The sequence below is a fragment of the Pseudoflavonifractor phocaeensis genome (assembly GCF_016901955.1).
Taxonomy (GTDB): domain Bacteria; phylum Bacillota; class Clostridia; order Oscillospirales; family Oscillospiraceae; genus Flavonifractor; species Flavonifractor phocaeensis_A.
This window is the reverse complement of the sequence record NZ_JACJLC010000111.1, coordinates 1-7730: the sequence shown is the minus strand read 5'-3', so window position 1 is coordinate 7730 and position 7730 is coordinate 1. Positions and strand designations below refer to the sequence as shown.

The 7730-nt window shown below is 51.8% G+C and carries 6 protein-coding genes; all 6 read right to left on the bottom strand.

Annotated features, from left to right (window positions below):
- Positions 1-105 precede the first annotated feature (105 nt).
- The 6 genes from H6B51_RS15465 to H6B51_RS15440 are packed head-to-tail and all read right to left on the bottom strand — an operon-like array spanning position 106 to position 7613.
- On the bottom strand, positions 106-1884 hold the full coding sequence (locus H6B51_RS15465) for a DEAD/DEAH box helicase (protein ID WP_243421355.1): 1779 nt from the start codon (positions 1882-1884) through the stop codon (positions 106-108).
- A 10-nt stretch (positions 1885-1894) separates the two neighbouring features.
- On the bottom strand, positions 1895-2353 hold the full coding sequence (locus H6B51_RS15460) for a DUF6998 domain-containing protein (protein ID WP_204884530.1): 459 nt from the start codon (positions 2351-2353) through the stop codon (positions 1895-1897).
- 11 nt (positions 2354-2364) lie between these two features.
- Positions 2365-2667 carry a nucleoside triphosphate pyrophosphohydrolase gene (locus H6B51_RS15455; protein ID WP_204884529.1) on the bottom strand — a complete coding sequence of 101 codons (303 nt, stop codon included), beginning with the start codon at positions 2665-2667 and terminating at the stop codon, positions 2365-2367.
- The gene (locus H6B51_RS15450; RefSeq protein WP_204884528.1) at positions 2657-3040 is read right to left on the bottom strand and encodes a (deoxy)nucleoside triphosphate pyrophosphohydrolase; all 384 of its coding nucleotides are present in this window, start codon (positions 3038-3040) and stop codon (positions 2657-2659) included. The genes H6B51_RS15455 and H6B51_RS15450 overlap by 11 nt, the downstream gene beginning before the upstream one ends.
- Positions 3041-3078: 38 nt before the next feature.
- On the bottom strand, positions 3079-4320 hold the full coding sequence (locus H6B51_RS15445) for a Wadjet anti-phage system protein JetD domain-containing protein (RefSeq protein ID WP_204884527.1): 1242 nt from the start codon (positions 4318-4320) through the stop codon (positions 3079-3081).
- Complete coding sequence (locus H6B51_RS15440; protein WP_335342188.1) at positions 4317-7613, bottom strand: ATP-binding protein; 3297 nt, start codon at positions 7611-7613, stop codon at positions 4317-4319. Before H6B51_RS15440 ends, H6B51_RS15445 begins: the two co-directional genes overlap by 4 nt.
- Positions 7614-7730: the final 117 nt, after the last annotated feature.

The window sequence follows — 7730 nt, the reverse complement described above, 5'->3', positions numbered from 1 at the left end:
GTGCAAGGTTTTTTGCGCATTTTCCCTCTTTTCCTTGCACCTATTATACCATAAAACGCCTTCTATAGCTTGATATATAAGGCTTTTTCTGTTATTCAGTAGACATTACTTAAAAGTCCGATGCTCGCTCATGGGCACCGCCAGATCGGGCACCAGCATGCCGTCCCGGACATACCGCTCGATGGTCTCCGTCTGCACGTCCACCCGGCGGACGAACTCCATCTGGGAGATCATGCCGGGGGCCTCCTCCTGCCAGTTGAAGATGTCCACCAGCTCGTAGTCCAGGGCATCCACCGGCCAGTCGATGAGGGCATCCGGGCGCTCGCCCCGGTCGTAGAGGCCCTGTTCGGCGGTTTTCTGCTGTTTGCTGCCCAGCACCAGGGCGCCGGGCTTGTACTCCTTCAGCCGGAACAGCCGGTGCATGGAGTAGGGCATGTTGTACTGGCTGGCGTTGTCTACGAAGTCAAACACCATCAGACTTTCCTTCCCGGGGGCTAGCCGCATACCCCGGCCCAGCTGCTGGGTATAGAGCACCTTGGACATGGTGGGCCGGGCCATGAACAGCACCTCAGTGGCCGGGCAGTCCCAGCCCTCGTTGAGCAGGTCACAGGCGCACAGCACCTTGGTCTCGCCCTTTTCAAACCGGGCCAGCACCTCCCGGCGGTCGCTGGCCTTACTCTCGCCGGACACCGCCTCGGCGGCCACACCGGCGTCATGGAGCCGCCCGGCGATTTCCTGGGCGTGCTTGACGGAGGCGCAGAAGATGACCGTCAGCTTGTCCTTCACATACTGGAGCCAGGTGTCCACGATGAGCTGGTTCCGCTCCGGCACATAGATCTTGCTCTCCAGATCCCGGATGTTGTACTGGACGCTGTTGAACCGCACCTTGGTCAGATCGATGTTGGTATGGATGCGGATGCATCGCACCGGCACCAGTTCGCCGATCTCCACAGCGGTCTGGATGTCCAGCTTGTGGGCGGTGTTCTTGAAGATGTCCAGGATGTTCTTGTCATCGGCCCGCTCCGGCGTGGCGGTCAGGCCCAGAGTGAATTCCGGCGTGAAGTAGGACAGAACCTTCTGGTATGTATCGGCGGAGGCGTGATGGGCCTCGTCCACGATGATGTAGCCAAAATCATCCGGCTTGAACCGCTCCAGATTCAGCGCCACACTCTGGATGCTGCCGCAGACCACGAAGGCGTTGCCCTGCTTCATGCTTTCCACGTAGCGGCCCACCGTGGCCCGGGGCCACAGCTCCCGAAAGGTCTTGGTGGCCTGATCCACCAGCTCCACCGTATGGGCCAGGAACAGCGTCCGCTTGCCAAACCGCTTGGCGTCCATGACGGCGGTTACTGTCTTGCCGGTGCCAGTGGCGTGATAGAGCAGGGCGATGGTCTCGAAGTTGCAGCGCATTTCCTCCAGCGCCGCCAGTGCCTCCTTCTGGTGTGTTTTTAGCTTGGAACCATCCAGCGCCTTGCCCCGCTGGGTGGGGAGGTAGTCCTCGATCTCCTTGAAGCTGGGATGCTGGCCCAGGAATACCCGCAGTTCGTCCTTGACGGTCTCCGGCTGCTGCTGCATCTGCCGCACCGCCCAGCGGTACACGTCCCAGCCCAGATAGATCATGCTGTTCTGCTTGAGCAGGTCGTCGTAAAACTTGTTCTGGGAGACCAGTTTGGGATTGTGGGAGGCCTCGTCGTCGATCTCAATGGCCACCTTCCGCCCGCCGTTTTCAATCAAGAAGTCGGCAAACCGGCTGTTCTGGTAGATGTCAGAGAAGGGATATTGGGAGTAGAGATAGCCGGCCTTTTCAGCGCCGAAGGTGTCGGAGAACAGTTCAATGAACAAGTCCTCAGCACTGCTGCCGGAGGCGGAGCGGTAGGTAGGCATAGGGTTCACCTCACATCATTCGCTTTAGACGATCACTCGCAGGCACTTCTATTTGGAGCTTCTGCAATTTAGCAAGAGAAATTTGGCGCTGGCCGTTCTTCTGCATTTTCCCGCAATGTGCCCAAGCAAGCTTGCCAGGCCCATTGTATTCTTCGGAAAAGGTCCCATCTTTATGTATCTTCAGCACAAGTAACCACTCTGGCTCACTAGAAAGAGAAACACGGTCAATTTGTGTCGCTTTAATCTGAATCAGACGTCCATCCGGCCCTTTAGCATCGTGCGTTTCTTTTGTAGCAGAAAATAGTTCCAAATTATAATAACTAGACGCCAGGGCCTCTCCGATGCTTCCAACTATGTATCCGTCTAGCGTATAACACCTGCCCGGAAACAGTTCTTCCAGTTCACGAGATACACTATAGAGCATTTTTATTTTTTCTGCGACTAGTTCCTGGAGCGTTGCTCCGTTCATTACAGCACTTCCTATAACAGAATCTTTTTCTCAAATCCACCCCGTTTGGCCGCCTTATCTTCCCGAACCCGCTCAAACTCTTTCAGGGTCCAGCCGCGGGCTTTCACGACAGCATGTATGACCTCCAGAAGATCGGCCAGTTCCTCCAAAGATTTGCTCTCTTGGTACTCAGCTAACTCTTCATTTAACTTTTGCTCCAGAAGGTATATGTATTCCTCATCAGATAAGGTTTTGAAAACGCAGGTTTTCCCATCTGCTTCGATAATCTCCGGAATACGATCCCGCACCAGTTTGTGATAGGCTTTAATAGGCATCCTTTAGCCTCCTCAAAATTTCCTCATCCGCAGGGTAAAATGCACACTGATCAATCTCATTCACCGCAATCCAACGAATGTTATTGTGCTCCAGTTTTTGTGGGATACCCTCCCGAATAGTCGCATGAAACAGCGTCAGATGAACTGTCAGATCTGGGTATTCATGAATCACATCCATGAATACTTCGCCCACATCCAGTGTGATGGCCAGTTCCTCCTGGCATTCTCGGATGAGTGCCTGTTCCTTGGTTTCTCCAATCTCTACCTTGCCCCCTACAAACTCCCATAGGAGTCCTCTGGCCTTATGTGCCGGGCGTTGGCAAATCATAAACTTATCCTGATCCCAAATTAGGGCCGCAACTACCTCAGTCATTCTTTATACTCTCCATTGTGATCACTGGCATCTTCTAGTTACTCTGTTAAAAATACTTCCTGTTCAATTGTAACACCATATTCTAATATTTTTTTCATAGCCATATGAAAAAGCGGATACTGATTACAAGCGAGGGCAATCTGAACGGTTTTCAAGTATTGCTCTGAGCGCACGAGTCCGGTTCCATGATGGGCTGTCACATCTTCAGCAGACATTCGCATGGGAGTCAGGGTAGGAAAAATCTCCTTCAGCCGTTCAAACATTTGGAATCCGCCCAAATCAATATCCGCCCAAAATACGGTCTCGGTCTGGTTTTGCAGTGCAGCCGCCATCTTTTTAAAAAACTTGCGTTTTTGAGGACTTAAAAAGCCGCCATGATAAACTACAAGCTCCTGGGGACGCAGTTCAGACAACACAAATTCATCGTAATTGGTCTTGTTCTCAATAAAAATGAGTTTTTGAATGGCGTTCATATCAAAAGACTGTATGGCATCAACACCTGGACTAGGCAGGGCCAAACCATACGGCGCCGCAGCGGCCACAGAAATCTCTCCTTGTTCGGTCTGGATAACGCAGTTCCCGGCAAGTTCATACAACTCCGGACGGGCATATATACCCAGGTAGGCCAGCTGCTCTCGCTCACCCATCTCGCTTTGCTCACAGGCCTCTATCAATCCGGCACAGTACGTGGAAGCAATTCGTAAGAAAGTATCCCGCACCTCCCGCTCAAAGGTTTTGGTGTTCTGATAACACTTTCCGCTGAAGGCGCGCATGGTAATGGATTCCCCCGCCAAAGAATCGTACACCACAAACGCAGTTAATAGCTGGTCCAGCGGCGCCAGATCCTTTTTGCAGTAGGACGGAACCCGAAAGGCCTCTTTTGCCTGATGGCAGATGTCATCACGCCATGCCAGAATCCAGTCTGTCGTAACGCCAGAAAGCCTTGCGGTCATACGCTCCATTACAGTTTGCGCCAGTTCTTTTGGATGTGTGCGGCCCGTTAGCTGATAACACTCCGAAAGGTGTTCTAAATTCAGTATCACATTGGAAAGAACCGGGCGTCCGTAGACCCACTGTGCGGAAATCAGCCCACGTGTTTCCAGGTCGTTTACTACGTCGTTCCATGTATCCCGAATTTGTGCATCTTCATAAGCATACTCCGGGAATTCGTGTTTTTCAATCCGGAGCATCACCCTGCGTGAGGAGGTGCCCGGATGTGTCAGATGCTTACTATTTTCATATTTGTCTAGCAGATGGGACAGAAGGATACTTTGTTTCATGCCGGCATGATCTCCTTCCCCCAAGCCTTGACACGCATTTGATACTTTTCTTTTATCACCAAATGGGTGCGATCCGCCAAGGGCATAATATCTGGCAGCTTGTCCGGAGGCGTACAGATAATTGCCTGCAATCCCATTTTCCGTAGGAGACGGACGCTCTCCATGATGCGGTCACTGTCCATCTTATTGAATGCTTCGTCAAATACCACCAGCCGAACGGTATTACTGGCCAGGGTGGAAGAATTGTTTACCTGATACAGCTGTGCAAAGGACGCCAGTACCGCAATATAGAAGGGCGTCTGAGTCTCACCGCCGGATTTGGTATTCAAGGTCTGGGAGAGCAGCTGCCTGGAACCGTTTTGATCCGTAGTTTCCAGATCGAATTTTAGGTAGGTCCTGAAATCGGTAAATCGCTCGATATTCTGCTGAAGCTCACTCTGCTTTCTGGCGTTGACTTGGGTATCATCGGACATGGCAATTTGGCTAAACAAGGTCTCCATCAGATTTCCGTATTTCTGCTGGAACGGTAGTGCAAACAAGCCGCCATCCCCTTCCATCAGCTCCGGTGCCATAATCATATCATAATAATCGGCGTAATCTGGATTGCGGTCTATTTTAAACTGGTACTGGTCTGTTCCGAACTTTGCCTGTTTCAAAGCTTTGTTGAGGTTCTTGACCTGCCGATCTACCTGCTCAATGCTGGATTTCAGTTTGTTGAGAAAATCGTTTTTGAACTGTTCCATGGCGCTTTCCCGGGCGGCCTTGATCTTCTCCCTGTATTTTGGCAGCTCGCTTTCCTCCAGAACCTGCCGCTCCGCCTCATATTCTCCGTTGTCCATAGCATCCACCCGGAAGGGGCAAGGCTTAAACTGATCGGCATAGTTCTGCCTGGCCTGAAGCAGCTTCTCCCTGGTTTGATCCCGCTCATTGATGGTGCGCGGTAGCTGATCGCTGAAGTTCTTATGCACCGTTACCGCCCGTTTTAGACGGGCAAGTTCCTGATGGTAGCGGGGTAGACCGGTCTGTTCCTGATACGTCTGGGGAAATGTCTCGGAAATCCGACTCTCCAGCTCCATAAGTTTTTGACGCTGACCCGGCAGGCGCTCATCTTCCAACTGACGGATCTGTGCTTTCAGGTCTCCGCGACGCTCCACGGTGTCTTGCTGCCTGTCGCGCAGGATTTTGATCTCACCAATCAGGCTTGCAATGGTCTGCCGCTGCTCATCCAGCCAGAGCAAATTCAGCTGGGAAAGCCGTTCCTCTGTTTGCGCAATTTCTTCTTTGATTTTCAGGCTACGCAGGTAATCATTCAGCTTTTCCTGCACCGTATTCTGAACGAAAAAATGGTTAAACAGAGGCTCTGCCTGCCGTTTCAATACCTGTAGTATCGGCGCCCAATATTGGATGCGCTCCTGCACCCGATCCAGTTCCGCCTCCAGACGCTGGATCCGCAGGGCTACGGCACGGCGACCAATAAAGGCGTCCTCCATCCACGCACGGCGCAGCGGGCGGGTCACATACCCTTGATACAGCATACCTTCGGCTGTGATGGCCGTCTTATGGCTGCGGAGCTCCTCCACTCGCGCACAGCACACCACCCGTCCCAGAAGATAGTCAATATAGCTGCGGGCCAGATCATTTTCCGTTTCCACCTTTTGGGCCAAACTATTCTCCAGGGGGTGGAGTTTTTCTTTTTCCCGCAGTTTGCCGATATCCACAATGCCAAAGGAATTTTGGCCAAACTCCTCTTTGATTTGATTATAGAGTTTCTGTGCCTCCGGGTAGCAGGCTGGATCCACCAGGAGATAAAACTTCTGAGTGTTGAGATAGCCCTCCACTGCACCACGCCAGGCCTCATCCTTCATTTCCAATACATCGGCTAGAATTGGCACCACCACTGGCTTACCTACCTTCTGTTCCAGCTCCATGCTCAGACGCTTTTGGAAGTGGAGCAGGCCCCGAGGGTAGTCCTTGATGTTTTTTCGCAGATTGGCTAATGCGGCCTGTTTTTGATCTGCTTCGGCCCTGTATGTGTCCAGATGGTCTTCCACCTTGTGGGCAGTATTTCGAATTGCCGCAGTGAGCTCTGCCACAGCGGCCTGGGCTTGCTCAAAGAGGGAGAGCGGACGGGCAAACAGCTGCGCTCCTGTATTCTCCAGGGCGGCGTATATGTTTTGGGCGGTCTCCGCAGCTTGCTGCACCTGCGCCAGATCTTCTTCTGTCTCCCAGGCGACCATATCTCTGCATAAATGGTGGATGCGGCTGGCCTCCTGCCGGATTTCCAGCGACAGAATTTGCATACCTGACAGCAATTTTTCCTGTTCCTGCAGCAGCCGTTTCTTTTCCAGTTGGAGCTTTTCTTCCTCCTGAAACACGCTGCTTTGCGCCACTGCCAGTTCTAACTCCTGCCGTCGCTTCTCTTTTTCCTCGATTTCCAGGGAAAAAGCCTGGATATCCTCCTCTGTTTTCTGTAAGGCGGCTTTACCATCCTGCAGTTCCCGTTCTGTGTATTCGATGGCAGACTGCTGCACTTCCTTCTCTGCCCACAGAGACAGGAAAAATTGAATGCGCCACCGGTCGATAGCCTGCTGCCAATCCTGGTACAGCCGCCCGATCTTTTGCAAAGCCTCCAGCTTTTCCTCCTGGCGCTGTGCCAACTGCTCGTGACGCTTATAATCCCGGACATTCTGCTGCATGGCCTCAATATCCGGCTTTTGAGGGATATCGCAGATGTTCTCTGTAATAAATTTTTGAATGTCTACAATGGGACGAAAGGAGATCGCCTTCTTCATCATCCGCATGACCTGCTCGTTGTGGACATTCCACTTGGCCAACAGGTCTTCCTGGTACTGCTTGTGGGTATCGTAAAGCTTCCCCCGCATACCATACTCTTTCAAAAACACACGAAGAGTAGGGATATCAATGGCCTCACCCTGGCGAATAAAGCAGTCCGCTGGTAGTACTCCATCATACAGGAAAAACCGGTCTTGCCGACTTCCGTCGCTCCGGCAGTCGAAGATGACGCCGCTGACAAACCGCTTACCCTCCACATCGTCCAAAAATTCGCAGGCAATAAAGGTGGAGTAATTTTTTCCGCGTCTGGAATTTGGGTTATTTTCGTCCATATCAGCCCGCAGATATCCATCCAGCGTCCGCTGAGACTTTTCATTGGCTGCCTGGTTGAAGTTCCGGGCGTTGGTCTCGCCCAGAAGAACAATTTGAAGCGCGTCGATTATAGTGGATTTTCCTGCTCCGTTTTTTCCAGTCAGGAAATTAATATCATCCACTTCAATAAGTTCTTTACTAGGTCCTGTTTGAAAAATCAGAATTAATGTGCTACATCACCAAAATAGCCACAGATGCAAGATACACAAAAGCTAAGAACGAGGCATCTAGCTTATCATATCTGG